This is a genomic window from Coprobacter secundus subsp. similis (genome assembly GCF_015097275.1).
In the GTDB taxonomy this organism is placed as follows: Bacteria; Bacteroidota; Bacteroidia; order Bacteroidales; family Coprobacteraceae; genus Coprobacter; species Coprobacter secundus.
Genome location: NZ_AP023322.1, coordinates 2,055,535 through 2,080,246, shown reverse-complemented (window position 1 = coordinate 2,080,246; position 24,712 = coordinate 2,055,535). Strand labels below are relative to the sequence as shown.

Here is a 24,712-nt window from a genome sequence, read left to right as displayed (position 1 = left end):
AATAGGTGTACCTTTGTGCCTCATTTCAAAAATTAGCTTTTTTTAATAATAGAGGCGTACATAAACATTTAATAACATTCTATGGCATTTGCAAATAACGTATTGATTGTTCGTCGAGTATTGATGGCCCGATTGGTAAATTTATGGAATCAAGACCAATTAGTGGAGAAAATTGACCGTTTGCCCATCGAATTGACTCCCCGTAATGCAAAAGTTAGAGGTCGCTGTTGTGTGCATAAGGAGCGTGCTGTATGGAAATATAAATCATTTCCTTTATTAGGTTTTGACATGCAAGATGAGACGGACGAGCTTGTACCTCTTTCTTATTATGCATCGGAAGCGTTAAAAAGAGGAAAGAATACTAAAGAAAATATTTTATGTGTTATTGATGAGGCTTGTTCGGCATGTGTGCAAGTAAATTATGAAGTAACAAACTTATGTCGGGGGTGTGTAGCCAGAGCTTGTTATATGAATTGTAGCAAACATGCGATTACATTTGACCGTAATGGACAGGCTAAGATAGATCATGATAAATGTATCAGTTGTGGTATTTGTAAAGAAGCGTGCCCTTATCATGCTATCGTATATATCCCTATTCCTTGTGAAGAAGCATGTCCGGTAAAAGCAATTTCTAAAGATGAGAATGGAATAGAACATATAGATGAGTCAAAGTGTATTTATTGTGGTAAGTGTATAAATGCTTGTCCTTTTGGCTCTATTTTTGAAATATCCCAAGTTTTTGATATATTATCTCAGATTCGGTCTGGGAAAAGAGTTGTGGCAATTGTGGCTCCGTCTATAATGGGACAGTATTCGGAAAGTCTTGAGGAAATATTTAATGCAATAAAGAAAATTGGTTTCCATGATGTACTTGAAGTTGCTCAGGGGGCTATGGAGACTACTTATAATGAGGCCAAAGAATTGAAAGAAAAGCTTGAAGAAGGTCAAGCTTTTATGACAACTTCTTGTTGCCCTTCATATATAGCATTAGTAGAAAAACATGTAAAAGATATGCAACCTTATGTCTCACATACAGGTTCTCCTATGTATTTTTCTGCTCGGATTGCAAAAGAAAAATATCCCGATGCCCAGGTCGTTTTTATAGGTCCGTGTGTCGCAAAACGGGCCGAAGCGAGGAAAGATGAAGCTGTGGATTTTGTTATGACATTTGAAGAAGTACAGTCCGTTTTTGACGGTTTGGGAATTGACGTTTCTCAAGTTGGAAAAGGAGATTTTGTTTGTGATGCTCATAGAGATGGAAAAGGTTTTGGTATGACAGGTGGTGTTTTGGGTGCTGTCAAGGCTCAGGGGTTGATACCGGATTTGAAAGCTATTCAGGTAGCAAATTTGAATAAGAAGAATATTGCACTATTAAGAGCTTTTGCAAAAGGAAAATCTCCGGCAAAATTTGTAGAAGTTATGGCTTGTGAAGGAGGTTGTATTACGGGACCGTCAGCAAATGTAGATTCTTCTACAGGGACAAGACTTTTCAAATTGGCGTTGGATAAGTTTGCAACATCTCAGGAACCAATCAGTGAGTCTGGAAAGGAGTGATTATTGTCATTCTGTTGGCAGACAATGGTTGTGACAGTTAGTATATCTCAAAAACATATTTACTTATGATAGAATATATAAGCGGACAAATAGTAGACCTTATGCCTACATCAGTTATATTAGAATGTAATGGCATAGGATATTTCTTAAATATATCACTAACGACGTACAGCGCTTTGTCTTCGAAAAATTCAAGTAAATTATATGTGTATGAAGCTATTCGAGAAGATGCATACATTTTGTATGGTTTTCTCGATAGAAGAGAAAGAGAATTATTTCTTTTGCTCATATCAGTTTCTGGTGTAGGGCCTAATACTGCACGCATGATTTTGTCATCATTGACACCTCCGGAATTAGAACAGGTTATTGCTTCTGGCAATGTAAATATGTTGAAGGGAGTAAAAGGCATTGGAGCAAAAACGGCTCAGAGAATAATTGTTGATCTTAAAGATAAAATAAAACGGGGGGGGGATACGTTAAATATAAGTACGCCTTCTAATTCCGAAGTGCAAGAAGAAGCTTTAGCAGCGTTGGTAATGCTCGGCTTTTCTCAAATTCAGTCTCAGAAGGCAATACAGAAATTGCTGAAAGAGTCTCCTCTAATGACGGTCGAAGAGGTAATAAAGGCTGCATTAAAAATGATGTAACCTTTGCTCCTGTCAGCAGGAAAAAAGGTTTGCAGAGTAATGAACAACAAGAGGATAAATTATATTTTTTATATTCTTCTTTTCATAAGCGGGGTGTGTATTTACTCCGCCTTTGCTGCATATAATCATTTCAGTTATCCAGAATTTCTTGATATTTCCTCGGAATTGAGAGCTAAAGCCGAGAACTCCGTTTCACAGGATTCTGTTACAACACCCAAAGCAAAACCTCGTTATCCGGTGGCTAAGACATCTTCTGAAACTTATGAAGATTTGATAAAAAATCATCCGGCTGATTTGAAAACTCCTGAAAACGTGAGAACTGTAGTCGATTATGATCCTGAAACTAATTGCTATGTTATTCGAACGAAGGTAGGGGATAAAGAAATCGTGACCCCTATTATGATGACTGCTGATGAATATCAAGATTATTCGTTGAAAAAATCTATGCAGGCGTATTATCGACAGAAAAATGCAGAAACTTTTGCCAAAGGAAAAAAGGAATTTGACTTCTTGGATATGAAGTTTAATATCGGACCTCTGGATAAGGTATTTGGCCCGGGTGGTGTACAGATAAAAACTCAAGGATCGGCTGAACTTACGATGGCTATAAAAACGAATAAAATAGACAATCCGGCCTTGTCCGTTTCTGCCCGGAAAAAGACATATTTTGATTTTGATGAGAAAATTCAAGCAAATATAACTGCAAAAGTTGGAGATAAGCTCAATTTCAATATGAATTATAATACTGATGCTACGTTTGACTTTGATGCTCAGAAATTGAAATTGCAATATGAAGGGAAAGAAGATGAAATTATAAAAAATATAGAGGCCGGTAATGTCAGCATGACTACAGGATCATCGCTTATACGAGGTAGTTCTGCTTTATTTGGTATAAAGACGACTATGCAGTTTGGCAAGCTTACGGCAACGGCCTTGGTATCGCAACAAGAATCAGAGTCAAAGACCGTAAACTCAAAAGGTGGAGCGCAGACTACTGAATTTGAATTTAGTGCCGATAGCTATGACGAAAATAGACATTTTTTCTTAGCTCATTATTTTAGGGACAATTACGATCAATTTGTTTCTAAATTACCGTACGTATCATCGGGTGTAACAATTAATCGTATAGAGGTTTGGGTAACCAATAAAAGAGGAAATTACGATCAGTCAAGAAATATAGTGGGCTTTATGGACCTTGCTGAGTATAGTAAGAAGGCCTACAACGGTTGGACGTCAAATGCACAATATCAGTTCCCTTCGAATAATTCGAATGACTTGTATGCTCGGCTTAAGGCTATAGATGGTGCACGAAATATCAATCAAGTAACACAAGTGCTCGAAGCATCTCTCCCTGTAGAAGTTGTAGGTGGGCGAGACTATGTAAAGATAGAGAGTGCGCGAAAGCTTGAAAGTTCTGAATATACATTGAACACACAGTTGGGCTATATTTCGTTGAAGAGTACTCTCAATTCAGATGAAGTATTGGCTGTAGCATTTGAATATACAAAAAATGGCCAGGTCTATCAGGTCGGAGAGTTTTCAGGGGATATAACGGATACAGATAATTGTTTGTTTTTGAAATTGTTGAAAGGGACAACAGTAACAACACAGTTACCTATATGGAAACTGATGATGAAGAATGTTTATTCTTTGAATGCAATGCAAGTCCAGAAAGATAAGTTTCGGTTGGATATATATTATAAGAGCGATACGGCTGGTACAACTTTAGCATATATGCCTGTCGGTAATATTAAAGACCAGACTTTGCTGAAAGTGATGAATCTTGATAGACTGGATAACAATAATGAGGCTAATCCGAATGGATTCTTTGACTTTATAGAAGGATATACAGTTTTGGCATCGACTGGTCGAGTTATTTTCCCCGTGGTTGAACCGTTTGGTTCACATTTGAAAGCTAAAATTGGGAATATTCCTGATGTAGACAAGTATGTCTATCAAGAATTATATGATTCCACTTTGACGGTTGCGAGACAATTTGCGGAAAAGAATAAGTTTGTCATTAAGGGAGAATATCAAGCATCGTCTGGTGCAGAAATTCGGTTAAACGCCATGAATGTGCCAAGAGGGTCAGTTCGGGTGACAGCCGGAGGAATGACACTGACAGAGAATGTTGATTATTCAGTAGATTATTCGTCTGGGATTGTTACGATACTTAACCAAAGCTATATTGATTCAGGCACACCGATTAGCGTCTCTCTTGAAAATCAGTCGTTTTTCAATATGCAGCGAAAAACGATGGTGGGGCTTGATTTGAATTATGCTTTTTCTAAAAATTTTAATATTGGTGCTACTATTATGCACTTAGGAGAAAAATCATTGACAGAAAAAGTAAATATCGGAGATGAAGTATTAAATAATACATTATGGGGATTAAATACCTCTTATAATACCGAGTTCCAATGGTTGACCTCTTTGGTAAATAAAATACCGACGGTAAATGCGACAGCACCTTCGAGATTAGCATTAAATGCAGAGTTTGCTCAGCTTATACCGGGCAAAGCTAAAAATAATTCTACTTCATATATTGATGATTTTGAATCTTCTCAGACAGGATTAGATATCCGTACACCATATTCTTGGGTGATTGCTTCCACACCGTCTATGTTTGAGGAATCGAAGTTATCGAACGATATTAAGTATGGAAAAAATAGGTCCTTGTTGTCTTGGTATTACATTGATCGGATGTTTACCCAAAGAAATTCATCTTTAGTACCATCTCATATTAAGAATGATTTAGATCAGCTATCGAGTCATTATGTGAGAGAAATAGACATTAGTGAGATTTTTCCGAATAAAGAGCTGGGCTATGGAGAGTCATCCACATTACAAGTATTGAATCTTTCTTATTATCCTCAGGAACGTGGACCCTATAATATGGATGTGGACAATATGGATGCCAATGGCTATTTTACCAATCCTCAGAAGCGTTGGGGGGGAATTATGAGAAAAATGGATACTCCGGATTTTGAGGCGGCAAATATCGAATATGTTCAATTCTGGATGCTCGATCCATTTTTGGAAGACGAAAATGGAACTTACGATGGAGGGGATTTATATTTTAATTTTGGAGAGATTTCAGAAGACATATTGAAAGATGGAATGAAGTCTTTTGAGAATGGTTTACCTATTGACGGAGATACGACTCATTTGGCTAAGACCGTATGGGGTAAAGTTTCAAAACGGCAATCTATGGTATATGCTTTTGATAACTCTGAAGGTGCTAGAGAGAAACAGGATGTCGGGTTGGACGGATTATCAAATGATGAAGAGTTTACTTATCCAACATATGCAAATTTTTTGCAGGAACTGAGAACGAAATTGTCTGTGGAAGCTCAAGAAAGGATGAGCCAAGACCAATTCTCACCGTTGAATGACCCGGCGGGTGATAATTATCATTTTTATCGAGGTGTTGATTACGATAATGCAGAAATGAATATTTTGAGCCGTTATAAGCATTATAACGGTGTTGAGGGAAATTCATCTTCTCCTGATGATGCTTCTGATAAATATTACCAATCGTCTAAAAGTGTTCCTGATGTGGAAGATATCAATCAAGACAATACTCTGAATGAATATGAACGTTATTATCAATATAAAGTTTCCATTAGAAAAGAAGATTTACAAGTTGGGCGTAACTATATTACCGATAAGCGAACAACGACAGTAAAGTTAAGAAATGGGAAGCAGGAAGAGGTAACCTGGTATCAGTTTAAAATACCGTTGAAGGATGACACCAGTGATGGGACACACGCTCCTCGGGAAAAAGTTGGAAGTATTCAAGACTTTCGAACTATTCGTTTTGCTCGTATATTTTTGACTGGTTTTGAAGAAGAGACTCATCTGAGATTTGCTACAATGGAACTAGTTAGAGGAGACTGGAGGACATATAGCTATAGTTTGTCAAATAATACTGGAGGTACAAATCTACCGGCAGAAGGAGACTTGGATGTATCTACGGTAAATATTGAGGAAAATGCAGGTCAGGTTCCTGTAAATTACGTCTTGCCTCCAGGTGTTACTCGTATTGTTGATCCGAGCCAGTCTCAGATTACTCAATTAAATGAGCAAGCGTTGTCATTGAAGGTACAAAATTTGCCATCTAAAGCAGCAAGAGGTGTATATAAAAATACAAACTTGGATATGCGCACATACAAGCGTTTACAAATGTTTACTCATGCAGAAAAGTTGATTGACGATAAATCAAGTCTGACAAATGGTGAATTGGCTGTATTTATTCGATTAGGCTCTGATTATAAAAGTAATTATTATGAATATGAAATACCATTAGACCTTACAGCTCCTGGAACTTATAATACATATAATGCAGAGGATCAGAATGCCGTTTGGCCTTCGCAAAATATGTTTGATTTTCCGTTATCACTGCTTACCGATTTGAAGTTGAAACGTAATGCTGCGAAAAGAAGAGGTGATGCATCGGTAAATTATACGACTTTATATACGATGTACGATCCTGACCATCCAAAAAATAAAGTTTCTGTGATAGGTAATCCCAGCTTGTCCGATATTGCTTCTATTTTTATTGGTGTTAGGAATAATTCGGCAACAGAGAAAGATGCTGTTGTTTGGGTGAATGAATTGAGACTTACTGGTTTTGATGAAGATGGTGGTTGGGCTGCTCGGGCTAATGTAAATCTGAGTGTATCTGATATTGCAACTGTAAACGTTGGTGGGCATATTGAAACAATTGGTTTTGGTGGCTTAGACCAAAGTCTGACTGAGCGAAGAATGGAAAATTATTATCAGTATAATGTTGCAACGATGGTAGATTTAGGACGATTCTTCCCTGAAAAAGCGAAGGTAAAAATTCCATTGTTTTATTCATTATCGGAAGAGATAAATACTCCTAAATATAATCCTCTTGATCAGGACGTTTTATTGAAGGATGCTTTAGATGCAGCTGTCACTAAAGAAGAAAAAGATTCAATAAAAGAATATTCAATTGATCGTTCTACTATCGAGAGTTTTAGCCTTTCAGGGTTAAGAGTTGATATTCAAAGTAAAAATCCGATGCCTTATGATCCTGCTAACTTCACTTTTAGCTATTCGTACAACCGGCAGAGTAAAAAGAATCCTACGACGTTATTTGAAAATACCTATGACCACCGAGGTAATTTTGGTTATACATATACTCCTTATGTAAAACCATGGACTCCATTTAAATTTATAAAAAGCAAGTCTAAACATTTAAGATTATTTAGGGATTTTGGACTTAATTATTTGCCCAATAATATAACGTTTAACACAAATATGTCACGTTATTACTATGAGCAGCAATTACGTGATTTAGACGAAGGGATTGATATGCAATTGCCTGTATCCATAAATAAAAATTTCCTTTGGGATCGTCAGTTTGGAATACAGTGGAATTTAACAAAAACATTGAATTTCTCATTGGCTACAATGACGAACGCCCGTATTGACGAACCTGCTGGAATTGTAAATAAGGAGCTTTATCCTGATGAATATAAAGCTTGGAAAGATACGGTAATGCACAGTATTCTTCAACTTGGTCGGCCGTGGAATTATAATCAAACTTTTAATGCATCATTTGATGCACCGTTGAATAAAATTCCTGCATTAGATTGGGCAAACTTCTCTGTAAAATATAACTCTACTTATGCTTGGGATAGGGGAGTTGCCGTTGATGCTGAGACAAATTTAGGAAATAGTATTAATAATCAAGGACAGTGGAATTTTGATGGCCGGGCCAATCTGGAAGCTCTTTATAATAAATCGAAGTTTTTGAAAAATGTAAATCGGAAGTTTAGCAATTCTTCACGACGTTCGACCACCAGTCAGAAAAAAAGAAAGCCATTTACACGCCAGATAACGTTAAAATCCGATACGTCTGTGTCGGTACGACATAATTTGGATAATAAAAAACTGTCAGTAACGGCAAAAGGACCAGATGGTAAAGTCTATCCGGTAAAATATAAAATTGTAGATAAAAACAATATACGAATATTGACTCGTGATACAGCACACATAAAACTTACGATTACCCCGGGAAAGAGACCAGAAGATCAGCTTTGGTATAAAGCTGCTGAGTATACGTCTCGTTTTGCAATGATGGTACGTAATGTCAATGTACGTTATCGTCGCTCAAATACGATGTATGTACCTTCATTTAAACCGAATGTTGGAGACATTTTTGGACAGTCCAATTCTTATGATGTATTGGCTCCTGGATTGGATTTTGCCTTTGGATTTACCGACGAGGATTATATTCGTAAAATAATGGATAAAGATTGGTTGATTGTCAGTGATTCGTTAGTGAGCCCTGTAGTTATAAATCGTACAGAAGAAGTACAAATAGATGCATCCTTAGAGCCGATAAAAGGATTGAAAATTACTTTGAATGCCAATCGCACACATAATCACAACAATCAAGTACAATTTATGTATGATGGTATGCCTCAGATACAGGGTGGTAATTTTACAATGACCCACATTGCCATAAAAACTTCATTGAGAGGCTCAAAGGCAAGTAATGGTTATAGTTCTAAAGCTTTTGAGAACTTTTTAGCATATCGTCAGATAATAGCCAATCGTATTGAAAATTTATACGCTGGTAGGAATTTACATTATCCAAAATCAGGATATATAGCTCAAAATAATCCGTTATTGGCCGGACGTCCCTATAACTCACAAAATGGAGGAGTGAGTCTTAGTTCGTCGGATGTAATGATTCCGGCATTTATAGCTGCGTATTCAGGAAAGAATCCAAACAAAGTAGGATTGACAGCTTTTCCGTCATTAAAAAGTTTATTACCCAATTGGCGTATAACCTATGATGGTTTGGGGAAAATACAAAAATTGAAAAAATATTTTAAAAGTATAGTTTTGAGCCATGCATACCGTTGTACATACAGTGTAGGTTCTTTTTCTTCTTACTTAAATTGGTTAGAAGCTGTTGGCGGAGATAGTGATGGGTGGGGATTTGTGAAGGATGAGATATCAGGAAATCCTGTACCTTCATCCCCTTTCGATATATCGTCAGTAAGTATAACGGAGAGTTTTGCTCCTTTGTTGGGTATAGATATGACAATGAATAATAATGTGACACTTCGTGCGGAGTATAAAGATACAAGAAATTTGAGTTTGAATTCTGCTGCCGGACAAATAGTAGAATCTTCTACCCAAGATATTACCGTTGGTGCTGGATATAAGATTGCTAATTTTAATGCTGTCTTAAAGTTGAAAAATGATAAAATGGAATCATTTAATAATGACTTGACTTTACGGGCAGATTTTTCGTTCCGGAAAAATCAGGCATTAATACGTCGTATTGAGCAGAACTTTACTCAGGCAACAAGTGGGACAAAAACATTGACCATTTCATTTTCTGCTGATTATGCTCTGAGTAAACTGATTACGTTAAGGGCTTTTTATGACCGGCAAATAAATACACCTTTGGTTTCTTCAACCTCATATCCGATATCTGATAGTAGCTTTGGCATTGCTGTGCGACTTAGCTTGATGCGATAAAAAAGAAAAGTGATAGGTATTAAAAGATACTTTCTGTGTTTTGATTTTCTTTTTTTGAATTATCTTCGCAATTAGAAAAGAAGTTTAAAATGGATAAACTGAATTTTGCTGCGATAGATATAGGTTCTAATGCCGTTCGTCTGATGATAAAGGGCATTGCTCATGGTGAGACCATTGAAAATTTGACAAAAGTCTTCATGGTTCGCGTCCCATTACGGTTAGGACAAGATGCATTTACTTTAGGACGGATATCTAATGATAAAACCGGAAAGTTGCTCCGACTAGTAAAAGCTTTCAGGCAATTGATGCAGATATATAACGTGCAGTCTTATAGAGCTTGTGCGACTTCAGCTATGAGGGATGCAGAGAACGGAAAAGAAGTAACAAAATACATTGTAGAGAAAACGGGTGTTGAAATTGAGATTGTGAATGGACAAGAAGAAGCCCGGATAGTTTATGATAGTCATATTGTCGACGAGTTAAATCGAGTGGGAGATTATATTTATGTAGACGTCGGGGGAGGAAGTACAGAAATTAGTTTAATTAGTAATAGAGCTTTGAAAAGCTCTGCTTCTTATAATATAGGTACAGTACGTATATTAAATAATAAGGTTGATAAAGTTGAGCTTTTGCGCATGTATAATGACCTTAAACTTTTATCTGAAGTATATCCGAAATTGTCTGTTATCGGTTCTGGGGGAAATATCAATAAATTATTTCGAATATCCGAATTTCCTAAAGGGAGACCTTTGACTACTGTAAAGTTACGGGAAGAGTTGGATATGCTTAGTGCTATACCGGTAAAAGAGAGAATACGTAAGTTCGATTTGAAACCCGATAGAGCAGATGTGATTGTCCCTGCAGCCGAACTATATTTGCAAATAGCACATCATGTAAAAGCTACAGAAATTTGGGTTCCGACAATTGGAATAGTTGATGGTATTACTTATTCTTTGTGTGAGCAATATCTTGCAGAACATCCTAATTGGGATAAATAAAAGAAAAATCTTAAATTTTTATAAAAAGCAGTGAATTAAGAGAAATTCACTGCTTTTTTATGTTGTTTGGTTAAAGCTGTTTTTTAATTAAATTGATTTTTTTATAAAACTACTTTGTAATCTTGAAATAGCAGAATTTATTAAAAAATGAAAAATAGAGATAGCAATGTCCAATAAATAAGCTTTATAATTGACTATTAAGGAGCTAAATAAAGAAAAAAATCTTTATTTGAAATATTTTTTGTTATAAATTGGTGTAAAAAGGCTATCTTTGCACCCAAATTCTAAAATTTATTGAAATCAACATGGCAAATGTGGTGAAATTAAAGAAAGGCTTAGATATAAACCTGAAAGGAAGGCCGGTTAACGTAGTAGAAGAAGCTGCGCTTAGCGAATATTTCGCAATAATACCGGACGATTTTCATGGTGTTGTACCTAAAGTTGTAGTTAAACCTGGCGAGCATGTCGATGCGGGAGCTCCTCTTATGTATGACAAGAACCGTCCGGAGGTTCAATTTGTATCACCGGTAAGTGGTGAAGTTGTGGCAATTAATAGAGGTGAACGTCGAAAGGTGCTGGATATTACAGTAAAAGCAGATACCGAACAAACGTATGTAGAGTTTGGTAAGAAAAATGTAGACGATCTTACAGGAGAACAAATTAAAGATTTGTTATTGCAGTCTGGTATATTTCCATTTATAAAGCAACGTCCATATGATGTTATTGCTAATCCGGAGGTTAATCCTCGGGATATTTTTGTTACAGCATGGGATACGGCACCATTAGCTCCAGATTTCAATTTTGTATTGAAAGGTGATGAAATAAATTTTCAGACAGGACTAGATGCTTTGAGGAAATTGACGTCAGGGAAAGTATACGTTGGTATGTCGGCCAGTAATCCTATTTCTGTATCAAATGTCGAATCTGTTCTTTTTGAAGGGCCTCATCCTGCAGGGAACGTTGGCGTACAGATACAGCATATTGCACCGATAAACAAAGGTGACGTTGTTTGGACGATGAGTGCATTTGATGTTTTGTTTATCGGCCGTTTATTGAACAATGGTATTGTTGATTTTTCTCGTATAGTAGCGATTACCGGGTCTGAAATAAGAAGGCCTTTATATGTTCGGACTCGGTTGGGGGCTCGTATAGATTCAATTTTGTCTGAAAGAGTGAAAAAGACCGATTATCATCAGCGCTATATCAGTGGTAATGTATTGACTGGGACAAAAGTTTCGGAAAATGATTATTTGAGAGCTCCTCATAGTCAGATAACAGTTATTCCTGAGGGAGACGATTGCCATGAATTATTTGGATGGGCAGTACCGGGATTGAAGAAATATAGTGTAAGCCATGCGTATTTTACTTGGTTGTTAGGAAAGAAAAAGGAATATGTACTTGATGCACGTTTGAATGGGGGAGAACGAGCTATCATTATGTCTGGAGAATATGATAGAGTGTTTCCGATGAATATCCTTCCTGAATTTTTGATTAAAGCAACTATTGCATTTGATGTAGAAAAGATGGAGAATTTGGGTATTTATGAAGTTGCTCCGGAAGATTTTGCCTTGTGTGAATTTGTCGATACATCGAAGCTCGAAATTCAGAAAATTATTCGTAATGGCCTTGACGAATTGATGAAAGAGATGAACTAAACTTATAATCAATAAAATTTATATAACATTGAAAGCATTAAGAAATTATATCGATAAAATAAAACCTAATTTCGAACCAGGTGGAAAATTCGAGAAGTTTCAATCGGTATTTGAGGGATTTGAAACTTTTCTGTTTGTTCCGGCAACTACGTCGAAATCAGGTGTACATATCCATGACAGTATAGACGCCAAACGGACAATGTCTGTGGTCATTCTAGCCTTGATTCCGGCATTATTAGTCGGAATGTACAATGTTGGCTATCAACATTATTTGGCTATAGGGGAAAGTGATATTACGGGATTTTGGACAACCTTTCTTTTCGGATTTTTGGCAGTTCTTCCTAAGATTATTGTATCATATATTGTTGGCTTAGGTATCGAGTTTACAGCAGCTCAGATACGAGGACATGAAATTCAAGAAGGATTTTTAGTATCGGGGATTCTTATACCGATGATTGTTCCTGTAGATACTCCATTATGGATGATTGCTGTCGCAACAGCATTTGCTGTTATTTTTGCTAAGGAAGTGTTTGGCGGAACAGGTATGAATGTGTTTAATGTTGCATTGGTAACAAGAGCTTTCCTTTTCTTTGCATATCCATCAAAAATGTCGGGAGATGCTGTATTTGTGAGGACGTCCGATACTTTTGGTTTAGGAGCAGGTACGGTTGTTGATAATTTTTCAGGGGCAACACCTCTGGGACAGGTTGCCACAGCGACAGGCGGACAAGTACATTTGACCAACATATTGGGTGAGCCTATTTCATTGTGGGATTCTTTTGTTGGATTGATTCCTGGCTCTATTGGCGAGACATCAACTTTGGCTATCCTTATTGGTGCTGCAATCTTGTTGTTTACACGGATAGCTAGTTGGCGGATTATGTTGTCGGTGTTTGTTGGTGGATTATTTATGGGATATATTGCAAATTTGTTTGCTTCATCAACTTATCCGGGTTCGATGTTGTCTCCGCTTGATCAGGTTTGTTTAGGTGGATTTGCTTTTGCAGCTGTATTTATGGCGACTGATCCCGTAACAGGAGCCCGTACGACATTGGGAAAATATATTTATGGTTTTCTGATAGGTGTCATCGCTATTTTAATTCGTGTATATAATACAGGCTATCCTGAAGGAGCTATGCTTGCTGTATTGTTGATGAATGTGTTCGCACCTCTGATCGATTATTTTGTGGTAGAAAGCAATGTTAAGAAACGACTCAAACGAGCTAATACTAATGCATAAAAAATGAAGTTATGAATAAGCAGAGTAATGGTTATACAATAATATATGCTTCAGTGATGGTAGTTGTTGTCGCTGCGGTGTTAGCCTTTGCATCGTTGTCGTTGAAACCTCAACAGACAAAAAATGTAGAAATAGATAAGATGAAGCAGATATTGAGTTCTGTAAATATTTCTTCAGATGCGACGAATGCACAGGATTTATATAAAAAATATATTGTCGATTCATACATTATTGATAAACAGGGTAATAAAATAGAAGGCAATGCCTTTGATGTCGATGTTGCGGCTCAGGTAAAATTAGACCCGGATAAAAGAGAATTACCCGTATTTGTTTGTCGATTAGATGATGGAGCTGAGAAATATATTTTCCCGATGTATGGTGCTGGTTTATGGGGGCCAATTTGGGGATATGTCTCTGTCGATACGGATGGAGATACTATTTATGGTGCTTTTTTTGCTCATCAGGGAGAAACTCCAGGATTAGGTGCAGAAATAGAAAAACCTATGTTTTCAGATCAATATCAAGGTAAACATTTTTTTGTTGATGGAGATTTTAAATCTGTAGCTGTTGAGAAAAAGGGGCAGAAGCCTGTAGATGGAGCAGAATATGTCGATGCTATATCTGGTGGTACAATTACCAGTAAGGGGGTTCAGTCTATGATGCAGAATAGTATTGCTCCTTATCAGAATTTTTTAAAATCATTAAAAAAATAAGCGGAGAAGAAAAATATGTTATCGAAAAAAACAAAACAAGTATTACTGGGTCCGCTCTCAAAGAATAACCCGGTAATTGTGCAGATATTGGGTATTTGTTCGGCATTAGCCGTTACTGCAAAGCTGGAGCCAGCTTTTGTTATGGCTATCTCCGTAACGGCTGTGTTGGCATTTGCAAACGTGATTATATCGCTTTTGCGTAATACGATACCTAATAGTATACGTATTATCGTGCAATTGGTTGTGGTTGCTGCATTAGTTATTATTGTAGACCAAGTATTGAAAGCCTATGCATATGATGTAAGTAAACAGTTGTCCGTTTTTGTAGGGTTGATTATTACCAATTGTATTTTAATGGGACGTCTTGAAGCTTTTGCTTTAGGTAATGGACCGTGGGAATCTTTCTTGGATGGTGTTGGTAATGGAATTGGATATGGAATAATATTGGTTATTGTTGCTTTTTTCCGAGAGCTATTAGGTTCAGGAACATTATTTGGCTACCAAGTGATACCTCAAGCTTTTTACGATTGGGGATATGAGAATAATGGTTTGATGATATTGCCTCCGATGGCTTTGATTACTGTTGCGTGTATTATCTGGGTACATCGCTCTCGAAATAAAGATTTGCAAGAAAAGTAGTAGGTTCCTTAAAATAAATAGAAAATGGAAAATTTAAATCTGTTTATCCGGTCTATCTTTATAGACAATATGATATTTGCTTACTTTTTAGGCATGTGTTCTTATCTTGCTGTGTCTAAAAATGTAAAAACAGCAATAGGATTGGGACTTGCTGTAACGTTTGTGTTGGTAATAACTTTACCGGTGGATTATTTGTTGGAAAACTATATTCTTAAGCCTGGAGCTTTACAATGGCTTGGAGACGAGTACAAAACTGTAGATTTGAGTTTTCTTAGCCTGATTATGTTTATTGCGGTAATTGCATCAATGACTCAATTAGTTGAGATGATAGTTGAGAAATATGCTCCTTCTCTTTATGCTTCATTAGGAATCTTTTTACCGTTAATAGCTGTAAATTGTGCTATATTAGGTGGTTCGCTTTTTATGCAACAGAGAGCATTCCCTTCTGTTGGAGCAGCTACAATATATGGATTAGGCTCAGGAATTGGTTGGCTGTTGGCAATTATGGGGATTGCCGCTATTCGCGAAAAGTTGGCTTATTCCAATGTTCCTGCGCCTCTTAAAGGTATTGGGATTACGTTTATAGCAACAGGTCTTATGGGCATTGCTTTTATGAGTTTTTTGGGGATTAAATTATAATCGGGTATTCATTTTAAATAGAAAGATACGATGGTATTATCAATGATTAACAGTCTGACTATCGGGGTAGCAGTAGTTATATTTCTGATACTTATTTTAGTATTGGTAGCAGTATTGTTATTTGCAAAAAATAAGTTGACTCCTTCAGGTGAATTGAAAATAAATATAAATGATGGAGAGAGAGAAGTTGTAACCGGAGCGGGTTCTACATTGCTTTCAACTTTGGCTGCAAATAAAATATTTTTACCATCTGCCTGTGGTGGTGGTGGAAGTTGTGGAATGTGTCGTTGTCAGGTATTAGAAGGGGGAGGAGAGATACTTCCTACCGAGACTGGATTTTTTACTCGCAAACAAATACATGACCATTATCGTTTGGCTTGTCAGGTAAAAGTTAAAAATGATCTTCAGATTAAGATTCCTCAAGAAGTACTGGGAATTAAGAAATGGGAGTGTGAAGTAATTTCGAACCATAATGTAGCTTCTTTTATTAAAGAATTTGTAGTTCGTTTACCAGAAGGAGAAAAATTGAATTTTAAGCCGGGTAGTTATATCCAGATAGATGTCCCTAAATACGATATTAAATTTACCGATATGGAAATTGAGGAAAAATTCCGTGATGAATGGGATAAATTTAAGATGTGGGGGCTTGTTTGTAAAAATGATGAAGAAACTTATCGCGCATATTCTATGGCGAATTATCCGGCCGAGGGGGATATCGTAATGTTGAATATTCGTATTGCTACACCTCCATTTGACCGGAATACAGGGACATGGGCACAGGGAATAAAACCAGGTATTTGTTCTTCTTATCTTTTTACTCGAAAACCGGGTGATAAGGTCACTATTTCAGGACCTTATGGAGAGTTTCATATCCTTGATACTAAACGTGAAATGTTGTATATTGGTGGTGGTGCAGGTATGGCGCCTTTGCGTTCTCAATTGTTGCACTTATTCAAAACGCTGAAAACAACTGATCGTAAAATCTCCTATTGGTATGGAGCTCGTTCTCGACGGGAAATTTTTTATGAAGAAGATTTCCGGGAGATTGAACGGGAATTCCCAAATTTCTCTTTCCACATTGCATTAAGTGACCCTCAGCCTGAAGATAATTGGACTGGATATACGGGGTTCATTCATCAAGTAATATATGATCATTATTTGAAAGACCATGAGGCCCCAGAGGATATAGAATATTATATGTGTGGTCCTGGTCCAATGGCCAATGCTGTTAAGAAAATGCTTTGGGATTTGGGAGTTCCTAGAGAGATGCTTATGTATGATGATTTTGGAGCGTAAACATTTAATAAAGAGGCTGTTTCAAAATAGAATTGCTAAAGTAAAAATCTTACAGATTGAAACTTAAAAGTGAAAAATCTCCTGCTTTTGGCCATATCATTAAGATAAATGAAGGCTAGAGCAGGAGGTTTTTATATTGTAACTTATAGATTATAAGCAAGTCTATCCAATTTTTCTATTTTGAGACAGCCTCATTTTTTTGATTTTATTATTTTTATAGATTATGATGGATGAGCAAATCAGATTTTAGATAAAAAAGATTATTTCTCATTAATCAAAGTTTGGGAAGCATCGATAAGAGCGACTCATGGGTTTCTTGGAAGAAGAAATTTTGTTTTATAAAAAAGCTATATTGGAATATTATTTTGATAATGTGAAGTTGTATGGTATCAAAGAAAGTGTTTCTGAAATAAAAGCATTTATTGGTTTGTCAAATAATCAGGTCGAAATGTTGTTTGTTCATCCGAATTATTATAGACAAAGTCTTGGTACGCAACTTATGCATTTTGCTTTAAATCGTATGCATTAATGTAGATGTAAATGAAGAGAATAAGGACGCTTTGAAATTTTATCTTCATTTAAGTTATGAAATTATTGGGAGAAATGATGTTGATGCAGAGAAGAAAAATCATTCAATTTTGCATTTACGGTACTACGACAGACACGAATGATATAAGCGGTATTCTAATTTAGGTTATTAGTTTTAGGCGTATTTGTTGATTTTATTAAGATTATTATTATGCAACGTGCCAATATCTTGGGATGTAAAGATACGAGGATATGGTCAATAATTAGTATTGGAGAGAGTATAGAACCTTAAAAGTATTTGCATATTATAGTTGTTCAGATACTTTTAAGGTTCTTGATTATTTTAGTAAGCAAATCTTAATTCATTAAGTTTGTTCCAGTTTCCACGTGTGAAATCTGGGATGGTGACAGGTGCGCTGTTATTTTCTATAGAAATTCTGGTTAGTTCTGCTAAGCAGCACCATTCTGCTAAGTCATAGACGTCCATATCCAAAGGAAGTCCATTACGGAGGCAATATATCAGACGATAATCCATGATATAATCCATTCCTCCATGCCCTCCAACTTGTTTTGCTGTTTCTTCTAATTCTTTGATAATAGGATGTTTGTATTTCTCCATTAATGCTTTTTTTATGTCATCCGATACAAATCCATGAGCGGTCAAATTTTCAAAATTAGGAGTTATTTTTTCCGATATTGGAGTCGGACGTAGGACATATCCTTCTACTGGATATTTGTTGGCAAACCCATTCGTCCCGGTTAACTGATACATACGGCTATAAGGACGAGGATTCATGACATTATGTTGAATCATCAAGGTTTTACCTTTTTCTGTACGAATCATGGTTGTTGTGTGGTCTCCATTTTGAAAATCCAAAATATCTTCTCCGGTTTGTTTTTTTATAATATCCGGGCCTGTTACAGCTTTAGTATCCATAGCCACTAAAAAATTCATTTTGTCTCCTCGGTGAATATTTAATAATTGGCATGCCGGTCCCATTCCATGTGTAGCATATATGTCACCTCGGAATCTGCGATTGTAATCCAGGCGCCAGTTATTCCAATATTCTGGCCAAAATTCTTCCAAATTGTGGATATATGAGCCTTCTACATGTAAGATTTCTCCGAATAACCCTTGCTGTGCCATGTTTAGAGTTGTTAGTTCAAAATAGTCGTAGACACAGTTTTCAAGTTGCATACAATGTTTTCGGGTTCTTTCCGAAGTATCTATTAATTTCCAAATTTCATCTAAAGTCATAGCAGCAGGAACTTCTACTGCTACATGTTTTCCATGTTCCATGGCATATATAGCCATGTCGGCATGATGTTTCCAGTCTGTGGCTATATACACCAAATCAATGTCGTCTCGTTCACAGAGTTGTTTCCATGCATCCTCGCTTCCTGTATAGGAAATGGCTCGCGGATATCCGTTTTTGTCTAAAATTTTTTGAGTTTTTTCTACACACTCAGGACGAATGTCACAGAGTGCTATAATTTTGACTCCGGGAATATGAGTAAATCTGCTTACGGCACTTGGCCCTCTCATTCCTAATCCGATAAATCCGGTACGGACAGTATCTATTTTGGGGGCAGTTAGAGCAATGACATCAGATTGTCCTGCAGGCCTTTGAGGTACAGGGATTTCAATTAGATATGTTTCTGTTTTTAGAGAGGCATTACAGCTGAGACATATCAGTAGAAGCAAGTAGAAAAAAAATATATTCAACAATTTTTTCATGGTATAATATATATTTAATATTAGTTGTTTATAAATATTAACATAATGTTATGACGCCAACTATTTTTTATGTTGTATTATAAATATTCTCTTTCTTTTTTACTTAGTTTCTATATTTATGATCTCTCTTTCTCAGGTTTTTCAACTTTTATTTTGATTGTGGTCATGGTTGAAATTTACGAAACTATTGCGAAACATTTTCAAGCAAAAGTAAATAAAATGAACCATAAATCTTTAGAAGAAATATGGTTTATATTGTTAACTTATTGGTTTTTATTTTTGTGACCCCAGCAGGACTCAAACCTGCGACCTTCAGAACCGGAATCTGACGTTCTATTCACTAAACTATGGGGCCTTTTAGCATGCAAATGTAAGAAATATTTGTAGCTTTGCAAATAGATATATTAAAAAGTTTAATTCTATAATTTATGAATGTGCGAATTGAAGAAAGCTGGAAGCGACGGTTGCAAGATGAGTTTGATAAAGACTATTTTGTGAAGCTTACTGATTTTGTCCGTTCGGAGTATGCTACTACTACAGTGTATCCTCCCGGTAGTCAGATGTTTAGCGCCTTTGATGCTTGTCCTTTTGATAAAGTAAAAGTTGTAATTTTAGGTCAGGATCCCTATCATGAACCTCGTCAGGCCAATGGTCTATGTTTTTCAGTAAATGATGGGATTATGTTCCCTCCTTCATTGCAAAACATCTTTAAAGAAATAGAATCTGATTTGGGAATTCCCATTCCTAAGAGTGGCGATTTATCACGTTGGGCATCACAAGGAGTTTTGCTGTTGAATGCGACTCTAACGGTAAGAGCACATCAGGCCGGATCTCATCAGAATCGGGGGTGGGAGCAGTTTACCGATGCTGTAATACATCGTTTGGCAGAAGAACGAGAACATCTTGTATTTATTTTGTGGGGTTCTTATGCACAGAGAAAAGGGGATTTTATAGATCGTTCGAAACATTTGGTTTTAAAGTCTCCACATCCTTCTCCATTATCAGCACATAGGGGTTTTTTTGGAAATAAACATTTTAGTAGAACGAACGAATATTTGCGATCCTATGGGATAGAGCCTATACAATGGTAATGTTTTATGAAAATAGATGTAGAAGAACGTTCAAGAAGGGCAAAAGCTTTTTTCTTGGACGGATATAATTGTTCTCAATCGGTATTTTTGGCATATTGTGATTTATTTGGTATTGATGAAAGATTTGGGGCAACTTTGGTTGCTCCTTTAGGGGGAGGCATGGGCCGGTTAAGAGAAGTTTGTGGAACAGTAAGTGCTTCTTTTATAATTGCCGGGTTAAAGTATCCAGCTGGCATACCTGCCAATACACCCGAAGGGAAAGAAGCTAAAACGAAAAATTATACTGTAATACAAGAGCTGGCCGAGCGGTTTAAAAAAGAAAATGGTTCTATTGTATGTAGAGAATTATTAGGACTTACTAAGAAAAAGGATGATCCGATACCTTCAGACCGTACAGAAGAGTATTATAAACGTCGTCCATGTGCAGAATATGTTGCTATTGCTGCTCGTATTATTGGAGAAAAGTTGAATGAGGAATAAATAAATTAGGAGAGATAAAAAATAAACCCTGAAAATTTGATACAGGACTTTCAGGGTTTATTTATAGTACAAGCTATTGATTCCCGATGCAAAATATATTATTTTTTTATTATTTTAAAAATCCTATCTTGTATTTTGACGAAGTAAATACCTTTAGGATAAGAATCCATTTTTATTTGTTTGTTCTGAGTTTTCATTATCAAATTACCTGTACAATTTAATATGTAAATTGAAGCATCATTATTAGTACCCTCTATATATAAGGTTTCTGTTACAGGATTAGGATATACAGATATTTTATTTTGTATTTCTATTTCTGAGACGTCTGTAGTTTTTTCTTCTATATATGTATAAGTGACGGTGCTACCAACATATTCATCGTTCGGATTTGGAAGATTAAATTCGATATTGGTGCTATTTCCATTCAATGCAACTTCTGCATTATTACCGGAGAGTATTTTAGAAATGGATATATTGATCTTTTGCTGAGAGTAAGTGGGGTCAGAAATTGATATGGTATATTTCTGATCTTTTATTTTCAATAGTATCATACATGGTTTATCACTGTAAAGGGATAATTCTTTTTCTAAATTGATTGTACCAGCCGTATACATGACAATTGCATATAGGTTGTTTATTTTGCTATATACAATTTGCCCTTTGGAATCATTTTTTTTAATTTCTAAACCTGTATTTTGAGTATATGATTCCATTTCTTTTATTGTTTTGTTTGGAGCAACGATGTATTGGTAAGTAGCATTATCAGGAGTTGTGCCATGATTGAGCCATATACTGAATATAGGTGCAGTTATTGTTTCAGTACTCCCTGATTTGGTTATTTTGCTCCACGAGCCTGCTTGCTCTTTCGCCTCTATATTGATATTGGCTTGCTGAGGAAATATATAACCTATATTATTGTGGTGTATCCATTTTATATCTTCCGAAGTGATGTTTTCGTCAGAGAGTTTTTTTGAATTAGCTCCGTCAGAATAGAAAACATCTCCTGATTGGAAACATTGATTGACTGATGTTACAACGGGAGCTGCCTCAGAAGAAACAATGTCGGAACCTAAACATATCATGGCATCGTCCATGAAGAAATAAGATTTGTTTGCTTTTACATTCTTATAATTATGTTGGTAGGCTAAAATTCCTGAAAGGCTATCACTGATTCCTCCTGCAAAAGTGTTTGTTGCTAATATATATCCGTTTAAATTTGTAAAACTATCTTTCTGAATAGATGTAGTACCCGGGATTCTATTCCAATTCCATAACGGGAAAATATTAAAATATTCCTCACCGGTTGTCATAATATTGGTTGCACCACAGGGAAGGTTGGCAGCTTTGATATTTTCTCCATTGAGAGACTCTGAACCATTAGTTCTGGATGATATTACTTTAGCAGAAAGGTAATAGTTCTTTCCATGGTGGGTCATCATATCGGATAGCCAGAAGTGTTTGTTACCCGAGGTAGGGAAAGGTGCATCTTCTTCAATATGTTGTTTCCATTTAGAATATATATCGGCATGTTCTGTATCAAATTTTGCCATTTTGTCTAATTCTTGTGGGATGAAATTCATATCATAATCAGATGGGCGTGCTATATTTCGACCTTTTACTCCGAAATCCATGACTTTTTTGTAGCTGAAAAGCATATGGCCATTAAGCATCATATCTGAAAATAGTTTTCTTTTTTCTGAACTGAAAGCTGAACTGAAAGTTGTACCTTCGGTAAGAATAATTGTGTTGTTAAGAGCGGAGATTAATTCTAGTCCGTAGCTTCCAGATTGAATTTGTCGTCTATGTTGATGAAAACTAAAGTCTGATTTTAAGCCTTCTTCTTTAGATTCACTTCCGTTGATTGGAAATTTTGTTTTTGCAATTTGTAAAATAGATGCCATTGATGAAAAACCTCGGAATGTTAGATTGTAATTATTTTCAATGCAACCTTTATTAAAAGTTATTTCCGAAACCCATGCCCGATTTTGTCCTTGATGACTTTGATTTCCTGTATCATCTTTTATAAACGTAGAATATCTTTTTATATCTGATGTCGGGACTTCGTTTTTTATTAGAATGAGTGTATAGGAGTATTTTTGAGGATCTCCGATTGAGTTCCACCACCAATTGTCTTCGTCAGTCGGATAATCCCATCGGGCAACATATTCGCATCCAGATACGATTTTTTTCAGTAAGAGTGGGCTTTTATAATAACTGCACTCAGGGTGGTTATATGCTGTAGCTAAAACGAGTAAGTTACTGAAGTGTTTATCAGGTCCCCATCCATCTGTTAATGAATGGGTATCCGAATAGTCAATGTCTGGCCAAGAGCCATCTTCTTTTATGGTATTCATTAGTTGAGTTGGATCTGTATAACCATTAGCAATTAGCCTCTGAACAATTCTTTTAGAGACTGTTTCTATGCTTGTATCATATTCGCTAGTATCGTTAATTCTGACTTCAGAGATACTATTCCATTTGTTTTGGGTATTTCCGTTACAATTTATTCTGATGTAACGAGCTTCCTGTGGGGGAAATGGAAAATTTTCCCAACTGCTGGTCGTACCGCTTGACGTACCGTTAAAAACTTCAGTGAAAGATTTTCCATCCGTTGATAATTCTATAGAGAGAGTTGTCTTACGTTTATCCCCAGTGTAGAATGCAATGTCTACGGATGCAATGTTTTTTTTTAATCTTAAGTCGAACATAATCCATTGTTCTCCTTCGGCGGACCATCGAGTAGAAAATTGTCTGTCTAAGGTTTTATCGGGTGTATTTTCTGTCCCAGCTTCATAATCGCTGGCAGTGACATCGATATCTATAACGGGCTTTTCTGGCTCAGGCATATCGCCTGGAGCCATTTTAATGAATTCACTGCTTGCTAATAAAAAAGCTCCTACACCGAAATCTGCTGTACTTGTTGCTGTAACAGGTTGAGAAGATTCAGGTTGCCAACCGGCACCTTGAACATACCCTAGAAGTCCCGATGGCTGTATTGCATAAGTTGTTAGTCCATCCCAAGCTTTCAATATAGTAGGAAGGTAAGTTTCTTTGTCTAGAAGACCGTTATTAATTCCCCAAGAAAGTCCATAGACAAAAAGAGCTGTCCCGCTTGTTTCCATGCCACCATAGTGTTCTGGGTCATCTAAGTTTACATTCCAAAAGCCATCGTCCCTTTGTCTGTTTTTTATAGCTTCGGCCATTTCTTTGAATGATGTTATAAATTCTTCCCGATATGGACTGTTTTTTGGTAGGTCCCTTAATACCCGAGCATAAGCAGCTAATGCCCAGCCATTGCCTCGAGACCAGAATACTTTTTTCCCATTGGGACTTTTTTTGAAAGAGTTTCCATCTCTGAACCATAGATGGTCAGTTGTGTCATACAGTTTTCGTGTGTTTTTTGTATCTTGATACATAGAGTACATTTGATTGAAATATGCGTCATCTTCATATAAAACTCCCAGTTTTGAAAATACAGGCATAGCCATATATAAAGCATCTACCCAGAACCAATCATCTTTGGCTTCTGTTGGATTTTTTATCAAATCATCTATACTTTCTTTGATAGCTTTGATTTTAATTTCATTTTTTATTTCGTCCAAGTTATAAAGGTCGATATATGTTTGTCCACATACTTGCTGGTCTGCACCATGATTAGCCGCAGAACTTCCTAAAGCCCAATTATTTTTCTCACCCCAATTGTTCATGTAGTTTAGTAACTCTTTATCTGGATATATTTTATAAAATTCCATACATCCAGTAAAATATATCGAAGTGACCCATTGATTATTTCCTGGAGTTGAGTGCCCAGATAAATAATAGTCATTTACCAATTTTATTTTCTTTAAAATTTCAGATTTTTGAGGGATGTTATCGATTCCTTGCGCAAAAGATGTAACTACAAATAAAGTAGTAAAAAGTACGCTAATTGTATGTTTGCTGAGATTCATGATTGATATTATTA

15 protein-coding genes and 1 tRNA gene are annotated in these 24,712 nt (G+C 36.2%); 13 read left to right on the top strand and 3 right to left on the bottom strand.

The window, feature by feature from the left end; translation table 11 throughout:
* Positions 1–81 precede the first annotated feature (81 nt).
* From Cop2CBH44_RS08205 to Cop2CBH44_RS08155, 11 genes are all read left to right on the top strand, one after another.
* Positions 82–1,554 (top strand): monomeric [FeFe] hydrogenase, encoded by a 1,473-nt coding sequence (locus Cop2CBH44_RS08205; protein WP_021931972.1) that lies wholly within the window; start codon positions 82–84, stop codon positions 1,552–1,554.
* Between the two features lie 65 nt (positions 1,555–1,619).
* Positions 1,620–2,201, top strand: coding sequence for a Holliday junction branch migration protein RuvA (ruvA, locus tag Cop2CBH44_RS08200; protein ID WP_200755880.1), 582 nt, complete (start codon positions 1,620–1,622; stop codon positions 2,199–2,201).
* Between the two features lie 39 nt (positions 2,202–2,240).
* Positions 2,241–9,731 (top strand): T9SS outer membrane translocon Sov/SprA, encoded by a 7,491-nt coding sequence (sov, locus tag Cop2CBH44_RS08195; protein WP_200755879.1) that lies wholly within the window; start codon positions 2,241–2,243, stop codon positions 9,729–9,731.
* A gap of 89 nt (positions 9,732–9,820) precedes the next feature.
* Positions 9,821–10,729: a Ppx/GppA phosphatase family protein gene (locus tag Cop2CBH44_RS08190; RefSeq protein ID WP_200755878.1), complete on the top strand. Its 909-nt coding sequence runs from the start codon at positions 9,821–9,823 to the stop codon at positions 10,727–10,729.
* 305 nt (positions 10,730–11,034) lie between these two features.
* Positions 11,035–12,384 (top strand): Na(+)-translocating NADH-quinone reductase subunit A, encoded by a 1,350-nt coding sequence (locus Cop2CBH44_RS08185; protein WP_021931976.1) that lies wholly within the window; start codon positions 11,035–11,037, stop codon positions 12,382–12,384.
* A 28-nt stretch (positions 12,385–12,412) separates the two neighbouring features.
* Positions 12,413–13,624 (top strand): NADH:ubiquinone reductase (Na(+)-transporting) subunit B, encoded by a 1,212-nt coding sequence (locus Cop2CBH44_RS08180; protein WP_021931977.1) that lies wholly within the window; start codon positions 12,413–12,415, stop codon positions 13,622–13,624.
* Between the two features lie 11 nt (positions 13,625–13,635).
* Positions 13,636–14,337, top strand: a complete 702-nt coding sequence (nqrC, locus tag Cop2CBH44_RS08175) for an NADH:ubiquinone reductase (Na(+)-transporting) subunit C (protein WP_021931978.1) — start codon at positions 13,636–13,638, stop codon at positions 14,335–14,337.
* Between the two features lie 15 nt (positions 14,338–14,352).
* A complete protein-coding gene (locus Cop2CBH44_RS08170; protein ID WP_044225577.1) occupies positions 14,353–14,976 on the top strand; it encodes an NADH:ubiquinone reductase (Na(+)-transporting) subunit D in 624 nt (207 codons plus the stop codon).
* 24 nt (positions 14,977–15,000) lie between these two features.
* The gene (gene nqrE / locus Cop2CBH44_RS08165) at positions 15,001–15,615 is read left to right on the top strand and encodes an NADH:ubiquinone reductase (Na(+)-transporting) subunit E (protein ID WP_021931980.1); all 615 of its coding nucleotides are present in this window, start codon (positions 15,001–15,003) and stop codon (positions 15,613–15,615) included.
* A 30-nt stretch (positions 15,616–15,645) separates the two neighbouring features.
* On the top strand, positions 15,646–16,911 hold the full coding sequence (gene nqrF / locus Cop2CBH44_RS08160; RefSeq protein WP_082430150.1) for an NADH:ubiquinone reductase (Na(+)-transporting) subunit F: 1,266 nt from the start codon (positions 15,646–15,648) through the stop codon (positions 16,909–16,911).
* Between the two features lie 307 nt (positions 16,912–17,218).
* A complete protein-coding gene (locus Cop2CBH44_RS08155) occupies positions 17,219–17,440 on the top strand; it encodes a GNAT family protein (RefSeq protein WP_021931982.1) in 222 nt (73 codons plus the stop codon).
* Between the two features lie 342 nt (positions 17,441–17,782).
* Here Cop2CBH44_RS08155 and Cop2CBH44_RS08150 read toward each other — a convergent pair whose 3' ends face one another.
* Together Cop2CBH44_RS08150 and Cop2CBH44_RS08145 are read right to left on the bottom strand one after the other, a co-directional pair.
* On the bottom strand, positions 17,783–19,177 hold the full coding sequence (locus Cop2CBH44_RS08150) for a Gfo/Idh/MocA family protein (RefSeq protein WP_055096872.1): 1,395 nt from the start codon (positions 19,175–19,177) through the stop codon (positions 17,783–17,785).
* 282 nt (positions 19,178–19,459) lie between these two features.
* Positions 19,460–19,532, bottom strand: a tRNA-Arg gene (locus Cop2CBH44_RS08145).
* Positions 19,533–19,605: 73 nt separating this feature from the next.
* Here Cop2CBH44_RS08145 and ung point away from each other — a divergent pair.
* On the top strand, positions 19,606–20,268 hold the full coding sequence (gene ung / locus Cop2CBH44_RS08140; protein ID WP_021931985.1) for a uracil-DNA glycosylase: 663 nt from the start codon (positions 19,606–19,608) through the stop codon (positions 20,266–20,268).
* A 6-nt stretch (positions 20,269–20,274) separates the two neighbouring features.
* Positions 20,275–20,748, top strand: coding sequence for a C-GCAxxG-C-C family protein (locus tag Cop2CBH44_RS08135; protein ID WP_021931986.1), 474 nt, complete (start codon positions 20,275–20,277; stop codon positions 20,746–20,748).
* Positions 20,749–20,846: 98 nt separating this feature from the next.
* On the opposite strand, the gene Cop2CBH44_RS08130 is transcribed toward Cop2CBH44_RS08135, so the two are convergent.
* Positions 20,847–24,698, bottom strand: coding sequence for a polysaccharide lyase family 8 super-sandwich domain-containing protein (locus Cop2CBH44_RS08130; protein ID WP_200755877.1), 3,852 nt, complete (start codon positions 24,696–24,698; stop codon positions 20,847–20,849).
* Positions 24,699–24,712: the final 14 nt, after the last annotated feature.